Genomic DNA, 21,775 nt, shown 5'->3' with positions numbered 1-21,775 from the left:
CAATTTTTATCCTTTCATTCCTCAATTAAAAAATCTTTTTGATAAATAAGAAAACAACATAGTAAATATCAAGATTCCAATTAATGTTTGCCAAATACTAGTAAAAACAACAAATGATATTTCATTATAATTTTGAATAATTTGACTTATTCCTAGTGAATCTAAAAATTGATATGAAGTAATCAACATATTAAACCAAATAAAATATTTAGTTGGACACAAATAACCAATAACAATAAATATTAAATTATTGTTAGTTACTGTTGGTTGAATTAAAACATCCGAAAAAATAATGAAAAATATGGTAAAAATAGCAAGCATTACAAATGATAAATTAAACTTAGGAAAAAATGTTGTAATAAATATGTTAGCAACTGTTAAAAAAAATGTTAATAATATCATAGCAAATATATAGAAAATTCAAATAAATCATCTAATATTAGAAAGTAAATTTAAATGAAAATTAAATATTGAAATTAAAGAATAAATATTATAACAAATAATATTAATACTTACTGATAATGATACCATTATTAAATTTGATAAAAAAATTGTTAAAATAATATAATATTTATTAATACCAATTATTTTTATTCTTTTTAAAAAGTTTTTCTTTCGCCATTCAATCATAAATATTCCTAAATAAAAAGATGAAATAAAAACTGATATTGATAAAAAATTTAACAAAATGGGGGGTAAAATTTGATAATAACTATAATTATTTCATAATCACGATGATAATGCAGAAATTAAAAAACCTAATAAAAATACAAAAATATAAGTTCTAGGATTTCCAAAAATTACTTTTGAAATTAAAGAAAAAAGTCTTGAAAATTTAGAAACAGTACTTTGTTTGAATAATTCTTTAGTTACCATTAACTTCATTTTGATAATACTCCACCATCATTTTACGTAAACTACCATATTTTTTTATAATTGCATCAATACTTTGGTCTTGATAAATTTCACCATTTTTTAAAATTACTACCCGATCACAAAGTAATTCAACTTCTTCTGGTGTGTGTGAAACAATTAATAAATTAATTTTTTTAATTTCTTTTCATGACTTAATAAAATTAACAAGTTTAATTTGCATTTTTAAATCTAAACCAGTAACTAACTCATCTAAAATTAAAATTTCAGGATCATTTAAAATTGATAAAAAACAATTAAATCTTTGTCTTTGACCACCCGAAAGTAAAGAAATTTCTTTTTTCAAAATATCATTTAACTCAAAAACATCAATTAATCCTTTGCCTTCTTCACTTTTAATATATTTTTTATTTTTATAAAATTTAATTAAATCAATAATTCGTGTACCAACTGGTCAATAACCTTCTTGAAATTGAACACCAATTTTCCGACTAACCTTTTTACCAACATCATCAAGAAATAATACTTTACCTGATGTTGGTTTTAAAACTTGTGAAATAATTTCAACCAAAGTAGTTTTACCAGAACCATTAGCACCTAAAATAGCAAGCGATTGTGAAGCAGGTATCTCTAAATTAATATTTTTTAAAACCTGATTTTTACCATAATTTTTACTTATATTTTCTAGAATAATCATTTTTATTTTCCTTGTAAATTATTATTTAAAATTTCTTCATATAATTGATTAAACATTTTTTTCATATCAGAATCCAAAATTAATAGTGGCTTTACTGTATTGTCACTGGGTGGTTTATTTCACATATATTCACCTTTGTTATTTCGTTCCACATATTTATCAAAAGTATAAAAATCAATATCAATTGATTTTTCAATTGTTCTACCTAAATCTTGAATTCAAATTTTTACTCATTGAAAATAAAAACCAGCTTCAAAATACTTCATAACTCATAAGTTTAAATATTCATTTGCATTAATATAATTACTACTTGGATCATTAATTTTATTAATAGTAAACTCAATAAAATATGTTCGCAATGTTAAGGCCATGTATATTTGCATTGATTGTGAATGAATAATTTTATTATTAATATAATCATTAATATCTGCTGTTGGTATACCAATTTCATCATAGCCAGGTTTACCAGCATTTTTACTTGCTGAATCACGGTATTTATCAAATTCAGCAAGATAAAAATTATTAAAACCATTAACAATATTATCATTAGTTTTACCTACTTTATCAATAGCATCTTGATATAAAAATTGTCAAACATTTAATTGATTTCTATCTTTTTTTGGTCAACCACGTGTTGGATAAAGAATATCATTTATACTATTTGTTTGATCAAAACTATTATTTACTAAAAATGTAATAACATTGCTAATTGGTGTTATAAAAATAAACATTATAAATAAAATCCATAAATATTTCTTCATATTTCCTCTTTAATATTAGTTATAAAAGTAAGGATATCATAAATAAGAATTTTATTCATTATTTTATGATACTTTTTATGATTTCTTCAGCAAGAAAATTTTCACCAAAAATTTCGTTAATATTAGCATTTTCAATGATATTAGTAATAGTTGCTACATTATATTTTTGTTTTTCTAGTTTTTTTTCTAAACTAGTAGTACCTGCTGAGCCTAGGAAATCACCATATATTTTAATATTTTCAATAATTCCTGCCTTAACATTCATTCAAACGTGAATAGTTCCTTTACTAGGAAAAAGTGTTTTATGTTTTAAATCAAAATCTGGAGATTTACCATAAACTCAATCTCAAGTTCGATATTTAGTATTTGCTAATGATTCAATATCAGCAATCATTTTTTCAGAAAATTCCATAATCTTTGTATTTTTTGTACTTTTTAATTGTTCAATAATTAAATTTTGAAATTCTTCAATTGTTATTGGTGGATTTAATAATGATAAAATATTTGTTACTCGTGCTTGTACTGATTTAATACCTTTTGATTTTAATTTATCCAAATCAGGTTTTAATACTTTTGGTAACATTTGCATATCAACATTAAAAAGAATAGTACCATGATGTAAAATTCGATTTTTATATGTATATTGGGCATTACCCGATATTTTTTTATCATCAACTAAAATATCATTTTTACCACTAAATTGAGCATTTAAACCTAGATTTTGTAAAACATTAACTATTGGTTTTGTAAAAAGAGCATAATTACGAGCATTATCTTTATTTTTATCAAGAATAAAAGTAAAATTTAAATTTCCTAAATCTTGATAAACAGCTCCACCACCAGATAATCTTCGTACAACATTAACTTTTTTTGTTCTTACATATTCATTATTAATTTCTTCAATTGTATTTTGGTTTCTACCAACAACAATAGTATTATTATTTTGTCATAATAATAAGATTTCATCAGTTATATAAGGATTAGTAATCAAATATTCTTCGGCTGCTAAATTAAAATATGGGTCTTTGCTATTATTAATATAATAAATCATTATTAATTTAATCTCCTTTATCTTCGGTTTTAAAATTTGTTCATTTATTAACAAATTTTAAAGTAGTTTTGCAATATGTATCATAATCGGTAGTGACGGCTCTTATATGTTTAGCAGATGGCATAATTAATAATTCACTTATTGTTTCTTCTTCATAATTTATTTTCTCTTCATACATTTTTTGTGCCATTGTTGCTGGTACAGTTTCATCATCATTACCATGAATAAATAATACAGGAATTGAAGAACAATATTTTAATTTATTAATAGGATCAATACTATTAATATTAAATTTATCTTTTAACCTAAAGAAAAATTTAACACCATAATAAAATCAAAATCAATGAAGGTTAAAGTATTGTTTACCCATAATTTTAATAATATGACTAAAACTATCAAATCCACAATCAGAAATTGCACATTTAACACCAAATTTACCAGTATCAAATCGAGATATTGTTTCCAAAACAGTACTGGCACCCATACTATTACCAATTAAAGTAATATTAGGAGGTTGTTTAAAATCTGTTTCTGCTAAATAATTATTAAGACTTAAAATAACAGCATATAAATCATCTGCTTCTTTATTACCAAAAGTAATTGCATCATGGATATTATTACTACCATGACCTCTTGTATCATAAGTAACAATACTATATCCCTGTTCATAAAAATGTTTAACTAAATATAAAATGCTATAGCGATTTTGTTGTCAACCATGAGTTGCAATTATTCATTTATGATTTTTATTAGATTGATGATTATTAATGAAAAAAGCTGATAACAAGCGATTATCATAAGTAGTTATCGTCATATCTTGTGCTTCCATCATATCCCAATTACTATCATCAATCATTAGTTGTAGAGCATTTTGTAATTCCATATCTCGATTATAAAAACTCAAAGTATTGAGATCAATTTTAGCAAAATTTGGATTAGTACTTCGTCCAATTCGTTGAAAATTTTCCATAACATTTCGCATCATCAAACCAATAAAAAAATTAGTAATTAAAAAAGGAATAATCCATAATGGAAAAGTAAATATCAAAATAATTTTTAATCATCAAGCAATTTTATATTTACTTTCTTTAACTGGTAAAGTCATTCTTGCTCTAAGTTTTAAATATTTTTCATTACTAACCATTATATTTTATTCCTCTCAAAATTAATTTGATAAGGCAATCTATTTTTTCTTACCTTTTAAATATGGATCTGGATATGTAACATCTTCTTTTGTTAAAATTCCTGTTGCTAAAAGTGCTGCCGCAGTAACAAAGTTATAAGGCTTATTAAAGTGTGGTAAGAAATACATATCAATTAATGGAATTTCATCAATAGTAACCTTTTTCAATATTGCTAATGAAAACATTGCAATTGTTTCTGTATGATCATGAGTTGAACCAATTTCAGCTCCAACAATACGACGAGAACTCTTTTCTCATATAATTTTAATTTTTACTTCATGATTTTCACTCATAAAAGGTGGAAACACTGTATCTTGATAAAAATATGCTTCTACATTATTAGATCCTAAAATTGCTTTTGCAGAAACTTCTGATAAACCAGTAGCACATAGTTTTCAACCAAAAACAGCAATTGCATTTGTTCCTTGAACACCAGGAAAGGCGATTCTTGTTTTAGGATCTGTTTTTGCAACATTTAATCCAGCAATTAAACCACTACGTACAGCATTAGTTGCTAAGGCAATATTAACATTTTTATTTCAAGCATTTGAACGAATATTAATACAATCACCAATTGCATAAACATTAGGATCTGAAGTTTGAAAATATTCATTAACTTCAATTGCACCACGGGGATCTAAGCTAAGTTGAACTTTACCATTCTCATCTTTCAAGATAGCAGTATTTGGTAAGAAACCAACAGCCATAATTACTAAATCAGCTTTATATGTTCCTTTATTAGTTTTTACTTCACTCACTTTATCATCTTTAATAATAAATTCTTGTAAAGTTTCTCCTAATTGTAATTTTACTCCTACTTTTTTCATATCTGCTTCAACATCATTTGTAAATTCTTCATCATAATAACGAGGCATAATACGATTTTCAAAATCAATTAAAGTAACTTCTTTTTTATCTTTATAAAAAGCTTCTACTAATTCAATACCAATATAACCTGCACCAATTACTACTACTTTTTTTACTTCTGGTTTACTCAAATCAGAAATAATTTCTTGAGCATGTTGGTATAGTTTTGATAAATGAATGCCATTTGTTAATTTAACACCATTTAAAGTATCCTTAACAACTACGCCATCTTTATGAGCAATTAAACCGGGAATTTCTTTACCACCTGGATTTAAGATTGGTCATGAACCAATCCCTAATACTAACTTATCATAACTTTCAGTAAATACTTCATTAGTATCTAAATTTTTAATAGTAACAATTTTAGCTTTACTATCATATTTAATCATTTCATGTTTTTCTTTAATTTTAACACCTAATGCTCTTAACTTTTCAATTGTGGCATAAAATAATCCTTTTGGATCAGTAAATTCTTTACCAACTCAAAGCGCAATTCCACATCCTAAAAATGAAATATTATCATTACGATCATATGCTACTACTTCACTATTTGGATTAGACCTCATAATTGCCTTTAGTGCTGTTGTTCCGGCATGATTAACACCTATAACAACTATCTTTTGTTTTCTTTCCATGCTAAAATCCTCTCTTACTTATTACTTTTTTTCAATTTCTTTTATTGTGTAATCACAAATACAAATATATATTATTTTATCACTTTTTATTTAATAGTTACAACTCTTTCTTTCGGTAGACAATATACCATTCATTTTAAAAACCTAAAATTGCAATTGGTCAATTTCCATCATGATAATTATCTTTATTACTTTCTTCTTTTCAATCACGACAAGTAACCCTACTACGACTTGATGATGACTTCTTAGTTAATTTATTAATTTCATTTATCATATTTTTATCAAAATTTTTAGGACGGTTGTCAAATTTACGAAATAATTAATTATTACATTAGTAACTTATTTCCAAAAATGAATTATTTGAAAAATAATGAAAATTAGACAAAATTACTCTCTTTAACCCTTAAATTTTTAAATTTATATTCGACGTATTTTAAAAAATATACATTTAAAAAAAATAAAAATTATTATCAAAGTTATTAAGGAAAAAGACAAGAAATAATCTTGTCTTTTTTTGTAATTGTAAAATTTTAAAATTTTTAATAATTTTCTTTAATACTGCTAAATTGTAAAGGTAAGTGCAACTAAATTATTTTTCTATCCAAATATTCGATTGGTGAAAGATAATTTAGTATTTTTCTCGGTTTTTGATTTAAAGACAATATAAATTTATGAACTTCATTTTTATTAGTTTTTGAAAAAATAAATTTTTTAGGAAATTTTTCTCTAATTAAACCATTAGTATTTTCATTAGTACCTCTTTGTCAAGGTGAATATGGATTGGCAAAATAAATTTTTACATCTAAATTTTTTTCAAGTTGTTGTCAATTTGAAAATTCTTTGCCACGATCAAAAGTAATAGTTTTAACAATGTTTTTAGGAAGAATTGATAAATAATAACTGACATTTTTATTAATAACTTTAGTAGTTCTGTTTTTAACTAATATTGCTAAAGTAAATCGTGATACTCTTTCAACTAAAGTTATTAAACATGATTTGCTTTTACCTCGTGATGATACTATAGTATCTCCTTCTCAATGACCAAGTGTTATACGATCATTAACATTTATATCTCGTTCTTTAATTGATTTACCATTAAACTTGCCACGATTTTCTTTAGATTTTCGTTTTTTACCTTTTCTTCTTAAATTTTTACTAGTAACTTTATCAAGCATTCCAAAATAAATTCAAGTATAAATTGTTTTAAAACTAATAACTCATTCTTTATGAAAATTTTTAATTCTGCCATAAATTTGTTCAGGTGATCAACCTAATAGTAATTTTTGTTGTACATATTTTACTAAATTCTTATTTTTAAACTTATGAAAACTAATATGTGATTGTTTTCGATTTTCAGCTTTATTTTGTGCAATTAATGAAAAATAATGATTATTATCTTTATTTCTATTAATTTCTCGAATAATAGTACTAATACTTCGATTAAGATTTTTAGCTATTTCACTAATTTTAAATTTAAATTTCAATTGATTCTCAATATAAATTCTTTCATCTATGCCAAGATGTTTATAACTCATATAAAAACTCCTTACTTTTTTCTAAACTAAATTTAGCATTATGAAATTTTTATATGAGAATTTTTTGCAATTTTATTTACTTGCACTTACAAGTATAACTCAGCATTTTTTAAATATTTTTTAATAAATTATATGTATCTTGACAAATCATTAATTCTTCATTTGTTCTAATTTTAAAAATAGGAACTTCTGATTGTTTATCACTAATTTCTAAGTAATCATTATACTTATCATTATTTTTATTAGTTACTAATTTTAAAGTAAACACTTTAATTTCCTCAATAACTAATTGACGAATAATTGCAGAATTTTCACCAATACCTGCAGTAAATACTAATGCATCAATATTACTATCTAAATCATTACCATATTGAACAATATAATTAGCAATTCTTTGCACAAACATTTTTATTGCTAATTGTGATTGTAAATGATACTTATGGTTTTTATCATTACTACTTGCAAGAACATCACGTAAATCAGAAGAATGTCCACTAATTCCTAATAAACCCGAACTTTTATTTAAATCATTAGTAACAGTTTCAATAGTTGCTTCTGCTTTAACATTACACATATAACCATGAATAGAAGGGTCAATGATACCACTTCTAGAACCCATAATTAAACCATCTAACGGTGTTAATCCCATGCTAGTATTAAAACTTTTACCATTTTTAATAGCACAAATACTAGCACCATTACCTAAATGACAAATAATAGCATTAATCTTATCTTTTGGTTTATTTAAAATATTAGTTAATTTATCTAAAATATAACGATAACTAGTACCATGAAATCCATATCTTCTTACCTCATATGTTTTATATCAATCATATGGAACTGAGTAAAGATATTTTTCTTCAGGAATAGTACTATGAAATGAAGTATCAAATACTGCCACATGTTTAGCATGTGGAACTAATTTTTGGAAAGATGATAATCCTTTTAAAGCTGGTGGATTATGTAATGGTGCTAAAGGAATACATGCTTTGATACCAGCAATGACTTTCTCATCAATAACAATTGAGTTATTAAATTTTTGACCACCGTGAACCATACGATGACCAATTCGTTTAATATCATCAAAATTATTAATGACCTTATACTCAATTAATGCATCAATTACTGTTTGCGCTCCTATAACATGATCAGCAATATCTTTTGTTACTTCATGTTTAATAAAGTTATCACCATTAGCAATTTCAATAATAAAATTACTATTTTTAATAGCTATCCTTTCAACTAAACCTTTACAAAGAATAGTAAAATGAGGTTGTTTATCATTATTAATAGCATTAAAAAGTTGAAATTTAATAGAACTACTTCCGGCATTAATAACTAAAATTTTATTTTGTTCTGACATATTTGTTTTATCTCCTTATTAATTCTTAATTAATGTTTGAATAGCAGTGATCAATGCTGTGTAATAAATGTCATCAATAGTAGCACCACGAGAAAGATCATTAACTGGCTGATTTAAACCCAAAACAATAGGACCAATAGCTTTATAATCACCTAATCTTTGGGCAATTTTATAACCAATATTAGCAGCATCTAAAGTTGGGAAAATAAATGCATTACAATGATTTTTAATTGTTAATTCTGGGAATTTTTTATTTCGCACTTCTTGATCTCAAGCAGCATCAAATTGAATTGGTCCTGCTACTTGCACGTTTTTTAATTTTAATTGTTGAACAAAGTTAGTAGCATTACGTACTTTATCAACACTTTCACCACTACCACTAGTATTAGTAGAATAAGATAACATTGCTAATTTAATTGGATTAAATTCTAAAAGTTCACCAAAGTGAATTGTAGATTTTGCAATATCTGCTAATTGTTCAGCTGTTGGATTTAAATTAATTGAACCATCACTAAATAAAAATATTTCTTCATTTTTATTCATAATAAATGTACTTGAAACAGTTTTAGTACCTGCTTTTGGTCCAATAATTTGCAAAGCTGGACGTAAAATATCAGCAGTAGTAAAAGTAATACCACCAACAAAACCATTAACCTCTTTATTATTTAATAACATCATTCCATAGTAATTACGACTTAATACCAATTTATTAGCTGCTTCTAAAGTTAAACCCTTTGCTTTTCTTAATTCATATAATTGATTAGTAAAATTTGTTACTTGATTTTCTTCAATAGATAATGTTTTAATATTAGAATTTTTAATATTACTAGGAATTTCTTTATCATTATTAAATAATAAAACCGGTGTAATAAAATTTTTAACAGGTGAATTATCATTAATAATTTTTAAAGCTACTGCCTGTACTTTTTCATTATCTCCTTCTGGAAATAAAATTCTGATTGGTGTTTTGCTTTTTTGTAAAATAGATAAAATAAAATCTAATAGTTTCATATTATCTTCTCTCCTTTAATTTGTTAATTTTGATTGCTAATAATAGTTGCAATTGCTTTATTTTGTACTGCTTTAATGATATTGTTTTCAACCTTAATATCAAATACCATAATTTTCAAGTTAGCTTCCATGCACATTGTTGAAGCAGTTAAATCCATTACTTTTAATTGTTTATTAGTAATATCTTGATATGATAAATGTGAATAACGAATAGCATTTTTGTTAATGTTTGGATCTTTATCATAAACACCATCAACGCCATTTTTTGCCATTAATAATATATCCGCATTAATTTCAGTAGCACGAAGTGCTGCTGCAGTATCCGTTGTAAAGTATGGTGAACCAGTACCACCAGCAAAAATACAAACATAGCCTTTTTCAAAACTACTAATAGCTTTTTTGTAATAAAAAGGTTCAGCAACTTGATTAATCTCTAATGATGTTTGCACAATAACTTTTACGTTAAGCGCTTTTAACTTTGATTCAATTACCAAAGCATTCATAATAGTCGCTAACATTCCCATATAATCAGCATTAATTCTTTTTAAACCAATCTTTTCTCCTTGTTTAGCACCACGTCAAATATTACCACCGCCAACTACTAAACCAACTTCTACTTTTGCCTTAACTAGGGTTTGAATTTGTTGACAAACATTATCAATACTTTCATTATTATATAATTCATTACTACCATCACCTAAAGCTTCACCACTAATTTTTAATAATATTCGTTTATATTTAAATTGTTCCATTTTTGATCATCCTCCTTAAATTTAATATTATAAAAAGCCACAGATTGCTTTGTGGCTTCTTATTTATTTACTGTTATCACTAGATAATGAATCATTATTTGCGCTTTCAGCGACAGTTTCTAATTCAACGTTAGCAATAACTTTTTGTGCTAAATGATCTTTAACAAAAAGTTGTGCTTGTGGAGTAATAATTGTTAAACGTTTTTTAATTTTTTTAATACCCTGTTCATAAACAATTTTTAAAACATTTTTCTTTTGTTCCAATGCAACAATTTTACTAGTATTAACGCTTTGTCCAAAGAAATAAATATTATGTTCATCAACTGCGATACCAAAATCAAAACTAAAAATATATGCTAATCCTAACATGATAACTAAAAATATATACTCTACTATTAATAAAGTTAAAAAAGCAGGATCAGATTTAATATATTCTGGTTCAAATGTTCAAACTTGCATTCCAATTGGAACAATCGAGATAACTAAACCAATTACACCAACTATTAATGTTGCTACTAATAATTTTAAATTCAAAAATTTAATAGTTGTTTTTGGTTTATTAAAACTATATCATCCTCAACCAAGAATAACTAATAATAATATAAACATTACTAATGCAATATAATATATAATTTGAAAATTCACTTTATTTACCTCCTAAATGTTTATTTGGCAGAACTATCAATTTTTTCACCTAATTGATAACGTATCATAGCTATAATTGTAGCATGATTTTTAGTTAAATACTCTTTAACCTTAATTGTATTATCTTTAATATAAAGTTGATCAACAATAGTTAATTCAGATAATACTTTTTCAAAACGACCTCTTATAATATTTTCAAGAATATTATCACGACGTTTTTTTGCTTTCAATTTTTCTTCTTCTTTTGTTTTTTCACTAATAATTGATAATTCTTTATCACGAACTGTTGCAGGTATGTGATCAATATCAATGTATTTAGCATCTGCTGATACTAATTGCATAGCAACATTATTTGGAATATCACTTTCCTTATCAACACCTTTGATAATAACTAAACCACTATATTTACCACCACCATGGACATATGAACCAAAAACTTCATCACTATTTTTACTTAAATATTGAAAACGATTTAAAACAATATTTTCACCTAATTTAGCGATAGCAAATCTTATCTCATCATTTAAACTTTCACTACTTCCATCAGCTTTTAACATTAAAGCTTCTTCAATAGTTTTAGGTTGATGTTTTAAAATTGTTTCTAAAATCTTAGTAAATAAATCATTAAAATCTTCTAAATCAGCAACTTGTTCAGTTTGACAATTTAATTCACCAATAATTGCATTATTACCACTAATAACAACTTTAGTAACCCCTTCAGTAGCTTTATTAATACTTTTTTTCTCTGCTTTTGCTAAACCTTTAATTTTTAATAGGGAAAGTGCTGCTTCAAAAATATTATTTTTTTCCATCAAAGCTTCTTTACAATCAGTAATTGGTAAATCGGTTGTATCTCTTAATCTTTTCAATAATTTAACATCTACTTTAACTTCTGACATATAAACTATTCTCCTTTATTCTTTATTTTTTTCAATTACATTTTCAGTTTTATTTTCATCAAGACTAATAGTTTCTTCTACTACTATTTCTTTTTTATCAATAACTGGTTTTACACTTTGTCCTTCATTAATAGCTTCAGCAATTTTCTTTGTAATTAAAGTAATTGATTTTGTAGCATCATCATTACCAGGAATAATATAATCAATATTATCTGGATTTGAATTACTATCACAAATCGCAATAATTTTGATACCAAGTTTAACTGCTTCTTCGACAGCAATTTTATTAGTAATAGTATCAGTAACAAAAATAGCTTCTGGTAATTTATACATATTTCTAATACCACCAAGATTACGTTCTAAACGTGCTTTTTCTTTAATTACTAGCATTTGCTCTTTTTTTGTTAAAAGTTTAATTTCTCCACTTTTTTCTTTATTTTCAATATCAATTAACTTTTTAATACTTGATTTAATAGTTTTAAAATTAGTTAAATTACCACCTAATCAACGTTCTGTTACATAAGGTGAATTACAACTAATTGCAAGTTCTTGCACAGCTTCTTTGGCTTGTTTTTTTGTACCTACAAATAAAACTTTTCCACCATTTTCACTAGTTTCTTTAACAAAGTGACAAGCTTCATCTAATTTACACATTGATTTTTGTAAATCAATAATATGAATACCATTTCTTTGACCAAAAATATATTTACGCATCTTTGGATCTCATCTTTTAGTTTGGTGACCAAACTGAACTCCCGCTTCAAGGAGTTGTTCACGTGTTACAACTGACATATTGTCTCCTTCTAATTTGTTTTTCTTCCATTTATTTCTAACATTGGCCACTTTTTAATTAAAAAGCACTAGGCAATGAATTCACAAATGTGTTGCTTATTTTCATTAAATTAAGCCTGTATATTGTAGCATATTTTTTATATTTTAAACAAATTATTTTTAAACATAAAAATAGAATTGTATTTTAATAAACTATATTATAAAAATATTTTTTAGTTTTCTTAAAAAAATAATACCAATAAAAACACACAATATATTATAAAAATAAAAAGTAAATTACACATATAAAATATTCATTTATGATATAAAATACTAAAAACTTAATATTAAGTTTTTTTAAACTAATTACTTTAATTTTAAAAGTAAATAGTTTTTTTATATTTAAAAGGGAAGATGAAAGAAAAATGTTTAAATCTAAAACTCAAGAAAGACAACAACTTAAATATCATTTGCAAAATCAACAAAATAGATTAAAAGAAACTGTACTAGAAGAACAAACAATATGTGGAGTTACAGAATCATTTGTGAAACTTACTGAACAACAATTAAAAAAGCACAACTATGCTAATAGAAATGAGATAACTAATTTAGAAATAGATCAAAGATTAAGAAATAGATTTGCCATAGAAACAAAGACTAAAGGAACAACAAATGCTGGCATTTGTTCTAGTGATGTTTTATATGATAAAGAAATAAAAGCAAGTAAAAGTAAAATAGCACAAAACATAAGAACTGTTTATTATGCTCCACCTTCTACACATTCAATGTGAAGCCCTAAAAAACAAGTTAGACAATGAAATGAAGAAATGAAAAATAAAAGTAATCAAGATGCTGGAAGTTCTCATTGAGATAGAAAACAAAATAGTAATCCTTTTAGTTCTCCATTTAAATAAAATTAAATATAACTATATAAAAAGAAGAGTGAAATTTCACTCTTCTTTGTTATATTTATTAATTTTAATAATTAAGATATAAATAAAGTCTCTTCAGTAGCAAATTGAATATCACCAATTGATATTTTTACTTTTATGGTATTTCCTTTAACAAAATTTCCTGTACCTTCTGCAGCTTCACTAACTTTAATTTTTAAAGCACCTTGTTTAATAAGGTCAGCAATACTTTTTACTGTTTTACCTTCAAGTTCAGTAGTTTTAAAATATTGTGTTAAATCTGTACCAACTGGAAATTTTGATTTTGGTTCCCCAGCTACAAATCCAGGAATAGATTCAAAATTAGCATTTGATATTGTAGTTGGTAAAATTGATGTAACTAATCCTTGATCTGATTGACCCAAAATATCTAATGAGAAATTATCACCTAATGATTTATCATTTTTTTGAAAATTAAAAATTAGTGTTCCACCAGTAACTACATAATCAGCATTACCTGCCTTCTTAGAAATTGCAGGTGAATATGATTGAACATTGATACTAATTTCATTTGTTTTTTTAACCTCAAATATTCTGTTTTCACCTTCACCTTCACCGGTTTTTGCTTCAATTTTTAAAACATTAACTAAAAAATTCGCAGCATCATTTGACTTAGCTTTTTGCTCACCAGTATTACCTTTTAATAAAGCTGTCGCAGTAATTGCTAATTGTTCAGATTTTCATGATGCTAATTTACTAGTTGCATTAATATCAATACTCAATTTAACTAGTGAATTAGCATTTGTATTTATTAAGAACTTACTTAATGAGTTAGATTATACCAAAATATAATTTTTCTTAAATAAAAAATGAAATAAATAATAAAAGAATAAAAGAATTAAATCTAATTAATATAAATTTTAATTTTAAATAAAATACCCTTTCTTTAAACAAATCATAAATGTTTATTCAAAACAATTTATTTGTCTAAAGAAAGGGGTAAATAACTAATTTAAATATATTTTCAAAAATAAATTTAATTTTATAAATCAATTTTAATATCTTGACGATCGCTATCTGATGCAAGAAAGTAATCTTTTGAAACTAAATTTAATGTTGATGCTACAACATTACTTGGAAAGGTTTTAATTTTACTATTGAACACCTTAACATTAGCATTATAAAATCTTCTAGCAGCAGCAATATTATCTTCACAATCTTTGGCACCTGATTGTAATTGTAAAACAGTAGTATTTGCTTTTAAATCAGGATAATTTTCTAATAAAGCATTAAATTTTCCAAAAGCTGCATTAAGTCCACTATCTGCTTTTGAAAGATCACTCATTGTTTCCATTTTTCCACTTCGTAAAGATACAACATCTGTTAATGTACTTTTTTCAAATTTCATATAACCTTTAGTAGCATCTACTAATTTTGTTAATAAATCAAAACGACGCTTTAATTGCACATCAATATCAGAAGCAGTTTCTTCAATTGATTGTTGTAATCTTAGAAAATTATTACGAGAAACAATAAATAAAATTATTGGAAATATTAAAACAAAAGATAAATAAACCATAATTTTTCCAAATAGTGACGGTTGGGCAGTAAATGATTCATTGCTTGGTTTAATTGTTGACATAATTTTCTCCTTTCTTATCAATATCTAATAACAAACTATGTTTAATAACTAGTCCATTCTTGGTAAGTTAAATATTATTTACACACTAAACCATAATAATTTTACTATATTTTTAAATTTAAGTAATGTATTTTTTTAAGTTTTTATTTAAACTTATAATATTTTTTATTTAAATTTATACTAAAATAATTACCTTTGCCAATAATAATATGATCAACTAAGGTAATATTAAAAACCTGAAAATTTTTTTTAATTTCTTCGGTGATATATAAATCAGATAGTGAGGGTTCACTATTACCACTAGGATGATTATGAATACAAATTACTTTACTTGATTTATGAATAAGTGCCAGATGCAACATATCTTTAACATCAATTTTCATAGTATCATTAGTACCCTTATATAATAAATTTTGATGAATTAATTTATTTTGATTATTTAATAATAATAAGCTAAATTGTAAAGGTAAGTGCAACTAAATTATTTTTCTATCCAAATATTCGATTGGTGAAAGATAATTTAGTATTTTTCTCGGTTTTTGATTTAAAGACAATATAAATTTATGAACTTCATTTTTATTAGTTTTTGAAAAAATAAATTTTTTAGGAAATTTTTCTCTAATTAAACCATTAGTATTTTCATTAGTACCTCTTTGTCAAGGTGAATATGGATTGGCAAAATAAATTTTTACATCTAAATTTTTTTCAAGTTGTTGTCAATTTGAAAATTCTTTGCCACGATCAAAAGTAATAGTTTTAACAATGTTTTTAGGAAGAATTGATAAATAATAACTGACATTTTTATTAATAACTTTAGTAGTTCTGTTTTTAACTAATATTGCTAAAGTAAATCGTGATACTCTTTCAACTAAAGTTATTAAACATGATTTGCTTTTACCTCGTGATGATACTATAGTATCTCCTTCTCAATGACCAAGTGTTATACGATCATTAACATTTATATCTCGTTCTTTAATTGATTTACCATTAAACTTGCCACGATTTTCTTTAGATTTTCGTTTTTTACCTTTTCTTCTTAAATTTTTACTAGTAACTTTATCAAGCATTCCAAAATAAATTCAAGTATAAATTGTTTTAAAACTAATAACTCATTCTTTATGAAAATTTTTAATTCTGCCATAAATTTGTTCAGGTGATCAACCTAATAGTAATTTTTGTTGTACATATTTTACTAAATTCTTATTTTTAAACTTATGAAAACTAATATGTGATTGTTTTCGATTTTCAGCTTTATTTTGTGCAATTAATGAAAAATAATGATTATTATCTTTATTTCTATTAATTTCTCGAATAATAGTACTAATACTTCGATTAAGATTTTTAGCTATTTCACTAATTTTAAATTTAAATTTCAATTGATTCTCAATATAAATTCTTTCATCTATGCCAAGATGTTTATAACTCATATAAAAACTCCTTACTTTTTTCTAAACTAAATTTAGCATTATGAAATTTTTATATGAGAATTTTTTGCAATTTTATTTACTTGCACTTACAAGTATAACTCAGCATAAATAAAAATGTTCTTGCGTTAAATTTTGATAATATGCATTAACTAAATTAAAAACATCTTCAGGAATAATAATTTTAAAATATTTTTTTTGACTTTCAATAGTTCTTATTCTTTTTACTATTTCTAAACAACTTAAAATTTCTAAAGCCTTACTAACACCAATACCTTTAATACTCATCAAAGATTTAATAGTTACTTTATTTAAATTTTCAAGACCATTAAAATTAGTAATTATTTCTTGCGCTAAAAATAATACATTTTTTTCTTTAGTTCCTGTTCGCAAAATAATTGCTAATAATTCATTATCACTAAGAGCGTCAAAGCCATATTTAATGGCTTTTTCTCTTGGTTTTTTTGTATTATTAAGTTCTTTAAAATTCATAAAAAGGCGGTATTAAATGTGTTAATTTTTCTTGAAATTTATTAAATTCATCTTTAATTTTTGTTAAATCTTTACTTTCATCTTTAGAACTATCTCATTTACTTTCAATACCACCTGTAACTTAATACTTCCTGAAACACTATTTCATAAATTTTTAATAACAGGAATTGCTATCCCTGCTAACATGGCACCCATTAAAAATTGAGCAAAACCACCACTAACTGCCTGACACTCTTGATCAGTCATTGGTTCTAAATCTTCTAAAATCATATTTATCAACCCCCTAAAACTTATTTTTATTTAAAAAATAGTTTTTTCCTTTTTAAATTTTATAAGTTTAAAAAAAAGTAATAGGATTTTCTAGATTATATTTAAAAACTTTAACTTTTGTTGATAATTTTTCAATAAGTAATTGAAAAAGAAAATCAACAAATTTTTGCTCCATATAATGACCAACCAAAATAACATTAATTTTTCTATCTTTAGCTTCCATAATATAGTTTCATTTCATTTCTCCAGTAATTAATAAATCAATATTGTTAGATAAATTACTAATAATATCACCACCAGCACCAGCAGATAAAGCAACAGTCACTATATTGTTATCACTCAATTTATTATTAACCAATTGTATATTTGCAACATTAAAATATTTTTTTAAGTTATTAATCAATTCTTTTAATGGCATTTGTCTATCAAATTTACCAACTATTGCCAACTTTTCTTCATTAATAAAATGAATATTTTTAATTTTTAATTTTTTAGCCATCAACATATTCATACCTACTAATGATATATCAAAATTAGTATGTAATGAATATACATTAATATCTGCTATTAGTATTTTACTATATAATTCTTTTTTTCAATTTGAAATATTAGATTGATTAATATCTTTGGCAAAAACTAATGGATGATGAGAAATTATTAAATCAATATTATTATTAATGGCCTCAGTTAAAACTTCATTAGTAACATCCAAACAAACTAAAATTTTATTAATATTGGTCTTTGTTTTTGATTTAATTTGTATTCCTGAAAAATCTCATTCACAAACATCTTTTAAAGGAAAATATGTTTCTAAAACATTAATTATATTATTGATAGTTAACATTTTAACTATTATCCTTTATAAAATTCTTTAATATGTTTAGATTTAGACGGATGTTTTAATTTTCTAATTGCCTTTGCTTCTATTTGTCTAATTCTTTCTCTTGTAACAATAAATTCTTTACCAACTTCTTCTAGAGTTTTTGGAGAATCGTACTTAGTAATATGACGATGAACAACCTTATCACTTAACAATTCTGTTTTATCTAAACTAGTATCATAGTGTAACTGTAAATTATTAACTACTGTTTTTAATTCAGTAATTTCTTTTTCATCTTCACAAAGTTCTAATAATCTTCTTAATTTTGTTGGTAAAATTCCAAAACGCATTCTAATAACTTTTTCTTCTCGTTTTGTTAATACTTCAGCAAAAACACGATCCAATTGTTCTCTTAATCAATGTCTTTCAGCATATTCATCGGGAGATAGCATATTTTTATCTTTAATAAAATCACCAAAATGTGTATCATCTTCTTCACCAATTGGTTTTTCTAAAGATACTGGTTCAATAGCAAGTTTTTTAATTTCACGAACACGATCGGCTGTCATGTTTTGTCCCATTTTATTGGCAATTTCCTCATGAGTAGGATCACGACCTAATTCTTGTGTTAAGTTTCTTTCAATTCTTGTTAACTTATTAATTCTTTCAACCATATGAACAGGTACACGAACCATTTTACCTTGATCAGCTAAACTTCGTGTAATTGATTGTCTAATTCATCAAGTAGCATAAGTTGAAAATTTAAAACCACGGCGATAATCAAATTTATCAACTGCTTTAATAAGACCAATATTACCTTCTTCAATTAAATCAGCAAAATCTAAACCACGATTTAAATGTTTTCTAGCAACAGAAACTACTAATTTTAAATTTGATTTAATTAATTGCTCACGACCATATGTTCTTTCCTCAACATCTTTTGATTCTAACATTTTAGCATATTTAATTTCCTCACCTTGACTCAATATTTGACTCGTTCCCAAAATATTAAAATAAGACTTAATTCCATCTTTTCTTCTTGTATCATTAGAGATCCCCATTGTATTTTTAAAACTCAAATCACTAACTAAAATATCAATATCTAAATCATCAGGTAATTGTTCATCATCAATATCGGTAAAATTAGCATCATCTTCAACTTCATCCATCAAAATATCAGTAAAGACTACTCCTTCTTTTTCTAACCGATCAAAAATTTCCTCAATCGTATCATCATCTAATTTTAAATGTGCAAACTCTTTAATGACATCTTCTTGTTTTAATTCTTTTGTTTGACTCTTTTCTAATTTTTTAATTAAATTACTTTCTACTTCCTCTAAAGTTAAAAGTTTTTTCAATTTCGTTTTTTGTTGTATAACAGCCATATTTTCACCTTATCCTTAATTTATCATCATACTTATTTTTTCTTTATTTTATTTTTTAATACTGATATTTCTTTTAATAACAATATTTGTTTTTCAATATTTTTTTCAGATTTCAATTTATCATTGATCATTTTTATTTCATAATCAATTAGTTGATTATTAATAATTTTTAAGTAATCATTAATAATTTGAGGTTTTAAATCAAACTTTTTATTTTTATACTTATCAAGAAGTTTTTCTAAAATATTTAAAAGTGAATTACCTTTAAGTTCTTCTAAAATTAAATCAAAATTAATTGCTTCTATTTGATTATTTTGATATTTTTGACTAATTAAAAAGTATAAATTCATAAAATCTTGATTTGGAAAAATAAATTTTTCTTTTTCTAAAATTAAATAAACATTTTTTGATAACATTACTAAAAAAATAAGTTGTTCTTGTGCTTCAAAAAAAATATTTTTTACTTCTATTTTAGATTTATTTTTGATACTAAAAGTTGTAGTTACTAAATTATTATCAATATTTAAAATTTGTATTAAGTCTTCAGTGGATAAATTAGTTATTTTTGCTAACATATTTAAGTAAAACTTTTTAGTAATAACATCATTGATTTTTGTTCAAATTGGAACTAATGATTTTAAAAATTCATTAAGTTCATAACTATCTTTTTTAATGTTATATTTAGTTAATGATAAATTAATTGCAAATTCAAAAGGATGAATGGTTTTTTTTATTATTTCATAAAATTTTTGAGGAAATTTATTTATTAATTCATCAGGATCAAATTTAGTATCATTATTGATAATTTGTACTTTAAAATTATTTGATAATAAAACACTAGCTATTTTTAAAGATGCTATTTTTCCTGGTAAATCACCATCTAAAAAAATAATAATATTAATAGTAATTTTTTTTAAAAGTAAAATATGTTCTTTTGTTAAATTTGTTCCCATTAAAGCAACAACATTTTTAATATTTTGATTATTTAGAGCAATAACATCCATAAAACCTTCAGTCAAATAAATAACTTCATTTTTTTTAATATAATTTTTAACATTATTAAAGTTATATAAAATTTTACTTTTCTTAAAAAAATCTGTTTCTGGACTATTAATATATTTATAACTTTTATCTTCTCTATTATAATTTCTTGCAGAAAAACCAACACAATCTCCATCTTCATCTTTAATAGCAAACATAATTCGATTTGAAAAGGTAGGAAGAAGTTGATCCTTATTATTAATTTTCATAAGTCCTAATTTTACAAATTCAATATTATCTTTATAACCTTGTGCATTAAGATAATCTATTAATTCATTATTAATAGGTGCATAACCAATATTAAAATATTTAATATTTTCAGTAGTAATATTACGATTTTGTAAATATTTCATTGCTTCTTGACCAATATCAGTTAGTAACTGATAACTAAAAAAATTCATTGTAATATTATTTAAAATTTTTAGTGGATTTTTTTTAGTTTCAACATTAAATTCAGATAAATTAATATCAAACTCTTTTAAATTTAAATTAACATTATCTGCTGCTTCTTTAAGAGCATTAATAAAATTAATATTTTTATATTTTTGTAAAAAAATAAAAACGTTTCCTTGTTCACCACAAGAAAAACATTTATAAATTTGTTTTTCTTGTGAAATTGATAATGAAGGAGTAGAGTCTTCGTGAAAAGGACAGATAGCTCAAAAATTATTGCCTTTACGGATCAAATTTAAATATTTACCCATAACTTCAACAATATTAATTTTTGCTTTAACTTCATTAATTTTTTTATTAAACTCGATATCCAT

General features: G+C 24.1%; 24 protein-coding genes. 1 reads left to right on the top strand and 23 read right to left on the bottom strand.

Annotated elements, in window-relative coordinates; all coding sequences use genetic code 4:
- Positions 1–6: 6 nt before the first annotated feature.
- The 14 genes from AACL03_RS07590 to rpsB all read right to left on the bottom strand — a co-directional run bounded on the left by AACL03_RS07590 (position 7) and on the right by rpsB (position 13,065).
- Complete coding sequence (locus AACL03_RS07590) at positions 7–885, bottom strand: hypothetical protein (RefSeq protein ID WP_339039972.1); 879 nt, start codon at positions 883–885, stop codon at positions 7–9.
- Positions 866–1,570, bottom strand: a complete 705-nt coding sequence (locus AACL03_RS07585) for an ATP-binding cassette domain-containing protein (protein ID WP_338974972.1) — start codon at positions 1,568–1,570, stop codon at positions 866–868. Before AACL03_RS07585 ends, AACL03_RS07590 begins: the two co-directional genes overlap by 20 nt.
- A 2-nt stretch (positions 1,571–1,572) precedes the next feature.
- Positions 1,573–2,301, bottom strand: coding sequence for a hypothetical protein (locus tag AACL03_RS07580; protein ID WP_338957280.1), 729 nt, complete (start codon positions 2,299–2,301; stop codon positions 1,573–1,575).
- 88 nt (positions 2,302–2,389) lie between these two features.
- Positions 2,390–3,382, bottom strand: coding sequence for a lipoate--protein ligase (locus AACL03_RS07575; protein WP_339039971.1), 993 nt, complete (start codon positions 3,380–3,382; stop codon positions 2,390–2,392).
- A gap of 7 nt (positions 3,383–3,389) precedes the next feature.
- Entirely contained in the window at positions 3,390–4,526 is a 1,137-nt protein-coding gene (locus AACL03_RS07570) for an alpha/beta hydrolase (protein WP_338957284.1), read from the bottom strand.
- A gap of 39 nt (positions 4,527–4,565) precedes the next feature.
- Entirely contained in the window at positions 4,566–6,068 is a 1,503-nt protein-coding gene (locus AACL03_RS07565; protein WP_339039970.1) for an FAD-dependent oxidoreductase, read from the bottom strand.
- Between the two features lie 136 nt (positions 6,069–6,204).
- A complete protein-coding gene (locus AACL03_RS07560; protein ID WP_252319741.1) occupies positions 6,205–6,342 on the bottom strand; it encodes a hypothetical protein in 138 nt (45 codons plus the stop codon).
- Positions 6,343–6,652: 310 nt separating this feature from the next.
- Positions 6,653–7,603 carry an IS30 family transposase gene (locus tag AACL03_RS07555; protein ID WP_339038665.1) on the bottom strand — a complete coding sequence of 317 codons (951 nt, stop codon included), beginning with the start codon at positions 7,601–7,603 and terminating at the stop codon, positions 6,653–6,655.
- Positions 7,604–7,712: 109 nt separating this feature from the next.
- On the bottom strand, positions 7,713–8,966 hold the full coding sequence (locus tag AACL03_RS07550; RefSeq protein ID WP_252319743.1) for an acetate kinase: 1,254 nt from the start codon (positions 8,964–8,966) through the stop codon (positions 7,713–7,715).
- Positions 8,967–8,984: 18 nt separating this feature from the next.
- Positions 8,985–9,977: a phosphate acetyltransferase gene (gene pta / locus AACL03_RS07545; RefSeq protein ID WP_338957344.1), complete on the bottom strand. Its 993-nt coding sequence runs from the start codon at positions 9,975–9,977 to the stop codon at positions 8,985–8,987.
- A gap of 23 nt (positions 9,978–10,000) precedes the next feature.
- On the bottom strand, positions 10,001–10,729 hold the full coding sequence (gene pyrH, locus AACL03_RS07540; RefSeq protein ID WP_338957346.1) for a UMP kinase: 729 nt from the start codon (positions 10,727–10,729) through the stop codon (positions 10,001–10,003).
- 63 nt (positions 10,730–10,792) lie between these two features.
- Positions 10,793–11,374, bottom strand: a complete 582-nt coding sequence (locus AACL03_RS07535) for a hypothetical protein (RefSeq protein WP_252319747.1) — start codon at positions 11,372–11,374, stop codon at positions 10,793–10,795.
- A gap of 20 nt (positions 11,375–11,394) precedes the next feature.
- Positions 11,395–12,273 carry a translation elongation factor Ts gene (gene tsf / locus AACL03_RS07530; protein ID WP_338957349.1) on the bottom strand — a complete coding sequence of 293 codons (879 nt, stop codon included), beginning with the start codon at positions 12,271–12,273 and terminating at the stop codon, positions 11,395–11,397.
- 15 nt (positions 12,274–12,288) lie between these two features.
- Positions 12,289–13,065 carry a 30S ribosomal protein S2 gene (gene rpsB / locus AACL03_RS07525; RefSeq protein ID WP_339039969.1) on the bottom strand — a complete coding sequence of 259 codons (777 nt, stop codon included), beginning with the start codon at positions 13,063–13,065 and terminating at the stop codon, positions 12,289–12,291.
- 404 nt (positions 13,066–13,469) lie between these two features.
- On the opposite strand from rpsB, the gene AACL03_RS07520 reads away from it, so the two are divergent.
- The gene (locus AACL03_RS07520) at positions 13,470–13,958 is read left to right on the top strand and encodes a hypothetical protein (protein ID WP_339039968.1); all 489 of its coding nucleotides are present in this window, start codon (positions 13,470–13,472) and stop codon (positions 13,956–13,958) included.
- A gap of 71 nt (positions 13,959–14,029) precedes the next feature.
- Here AACL03_RS07520 and AACL03_RS07515 read toward each other — a convergent pair whose 3' ends face one another.
- From AACL03_RS07515 to dnaG, 9 genes are all read right to left on the bottom strand, one after another.
- Positions 14,030–14,716 carry a hypothetical protein gene (locus AACL03_RS07515; RefSeq protein ID WP_339039967.1) on the bottom strand — a complete coding sequence of 229 codons (687 nt, stop codon included), beginning with the start codon at positions 14,714–14,716 and terminating at the stop codon, positions 14,030–14,032.
- Between the two features lie 260 nt (positions 14,717–14,976).
- The gene (locus AACL03_RS07510; protein ID WP_252319773.1) at positions 14,977–15,576 is read right to left on the bottom strand and encodes a LemA family protein; all 600 of its coding nucleotides are present in this window, start codon (positions 15,574–15,576) and stop codon (positions 14,977–14,979) included.
- A gap of 143 nt (positions 15,577–15,719) precedes the next feature.
- Entirely contained in the window at positions 15,720–16,052 is a 333-nt protein-coding gene (locus AACL03_RS07505) for a JAB domain-containing protein (RefSeq protein ID WP_339039966.1), read from the bottom strand.
- On the bottom strand, positions 16,053–17,003 hold the full coding sequence (locus tag AACL03_RS07500) for an IS30 family transposase (protein WP_339038665.1): 951 nt from the start codon (positions 17,001–17,003) through the stop codon (positions 16,053–16,055).
- Between the two features lie 72 nt (positions 17,004–17,075).
- Entirely contained in the window at positions 17,076–17,492 is a 417-nt protein-coding gene (locus tag AACL03_RS07495; RefSeq protein WP_339039965.1) for a UPF0758 domain-containing protein, read from the bottom strand.
- 63 nt (positions 17,493–17,555) lie between these two features.
- Complete coding sequence (locus AACL03_RS07490) at positions 17,556–17,762, bottom strand: hypothetical protein (protein WP_339039964.1); 207 nt, start codon at positions 17,760–17,762, stop codon at positions 17,556–17,558.
- A 67-nt stretch (positions 17,763–17,829) separates the two neighbouring features.
- Positions 17,830–18,606 carry a Nif3-like dinuclear metal center hexameric protein gene (locus tag AACL03_RS07485; RefSeq protein WP_339039963.1) on the bottom strand — a complete coding sequence of 259 codons (777 nt, stop codon included), beginning with the start codon at positions 18,604–18,606 and terminating at the stop codon, positions 17,830–17,832.
- 8 nt (positions 18,607–18,614) lie between these two features.
- Positions 18,615–19,967 (bottom strand): sigma-70 family RNA polymerase sigma factor, encoded by a 1,353-nt coding sequence (locus AACL03_RS07480; protein ID WP_338957374.1) that lies wholly within the window; start codon positions 19,965–19,967, stop codon positions 18,615–18,617.
- 32 nt (positions 19,968–19,999) lie between these two features.
- Positions 20,000–21,775, bottom strand: coding sequence for a DNA primase (gene dnaG / locus AACL03_RS07475; RefSeq protein ID WP_338979798.1), 1,776 nt, complete (start codon positions 21,773–21,775; stop codon positions 20,000–20,002).

The organism is Spiroplasma endosymbiont of Andrena trimmerana, from assembly GCF_964019575.1.
GTDB lineage: Bacteria > Bacillota_I > Bacilli_A > Mycoplasmatales > VBWQ01 > Spiroplasma_E.
The sequence above is the reverse complement of the archived record's forward strand: the minus strand, read 5'-3'. Positions and strand labels throughout refer to the sequence as shown.